Here is a 1480-nt window from a genome sequence, read left to right on the forward strand (position 1 = left end):
GCCGTTGTAGACGCGGCCGGTGATTAAGGGGCGGTCGGCATCGCCTTCGAGGAAGTCGATGAGCACTTCCTGGCCGATGCGCGGCACGAACACGCCGCCCCAGCCGGCGCCAGCGTTGGGCTGGGCGACGCGTAGCCAGACGCTGGAATTTTCATCGGACTGGCCCTGGCGGTCCCAGTGGAACTGGACGCGCACGCGGTTGAGGTGATCGGTGTGGATCTCTTCATTCGCCGGGCCGACCACGGTGGCGGTCTGCGGGCCGCCGATCACGGGGCGATGGTGCGTCAGCGGAGGGCGGTAGGGCTGGGTACGGCGCTGGGCGTCGAGATCGACCAGAAAGTGACCGGTGCCGCCGGTGGCATAGTCAGATAACCGTTCGCCGGTGGGGTCGGCGTGCTTTTTAAAACGGTCAGGACTCTCTAAGCCATGCGCCCGTTTGGCAGCATCGAGCTGGGGCTGCAGGCTGCCGGGCAACGCCTGGAGCTGGGCCGAGACCGGCAGGGCGTTTTCGGCGTGCACGCTGACGCCGAGCAGCAGGAACTGCCTTTCTTCTTCACCGCCGATGTCGTGCTGCGCGTGCTGGATGAGCTCGAACCAGCGCCCGGCCTGGAGTTGGCGGGCACCGCCGCTGCCGCGAAAGCGCTTGGCCCGCGATTCATGGGCCTCTAAACGGTTCTCGGTCAGGCGTTGGCCGCGCTCGACGCCGTGGTAGTAGTACTCGCCGGCGTAGTCGTAGACCTCGGTTGGCGGCAGGTTGCCCTGATCGCTCAGGGTGTCGAGCCCGGTGCGCTTGGTGAGGGACGGCTGCTTGTAGTCGAACGTCCCCACGCTGACCCGGGTGGGCTGCTGTTGGCGCACGCCGCCCCACTGGTTGAGGGCGTCTTCGGTCTCGGTGGCGGCCTGGCGATGGAAGCGGATCGCCTGGGGGCTGACGGGGCGAGTGGTATCGACGTCGTCGGTAATGACCAGGCGATGGCCATCGAAGGCTTGGGGCTCGCCGGCGGCACTATTGCCGCTAGCATTGGGCCCGTTGCCCTCATCGGTCTCACCGTCATCGTTACCGGCGTATTCGAAGTAGTACCACAGGCCTTCTTCTTCCAGCAGGCGGCTGACGAAGTTGAAGTCGCTCTCGCGGTACTGCACGCAGTAGCTGCGCGCGGGGTAGTCGCGGCGCAGGTCGAAGCGGTAGCGGCCCCTGGCCAGCTCATGGCCCTCGAATACGGCAGTGAGGACATCGACGACGCTGCGGTCCTGAAAGATGCGGCTGTCGCGGCCCAGCTCGAGCATCTTGAGCCACGGCACCAGGGTGAGCTGGTAGTAGGTGACGCCGCCATCCTCGCCCAGCAACGCCGCCTCGGAAACCAGCCCATGCAACTGGCGATAGCGGCCATCGGCCTGCAAAATCGAAAGCCGGGCCGGCTGCGCCATCAACGTCTTGAGTTCGAGATCCCCCTGCTGGGAGATGCAGTCAAGCGTGTAG

1 protein-coding gene is annotated in these 1480 nt (G+C 66.1%); it reads right to left on the bottom strand.

The features are described 5' to 3' along the window. A partial coding sequence (gene tssI / locus OP494_RS17095) for a type VI secretion system tip protein TssI/VgrG (protein ID WP_280542772.1) occupies nt 1–1480 on the bottom strand: 1480 nt, incomplete at both ends.

This window comes from Chromohalobacter sp. 11-W, from assembly GCF_029889905.1.
Taxonomy (GTDB): Bacteria; Pseudomonadota; Gammaproteobacteria; order Pseudomonadales; family Halomonadaceae; genus Chromohalobacter.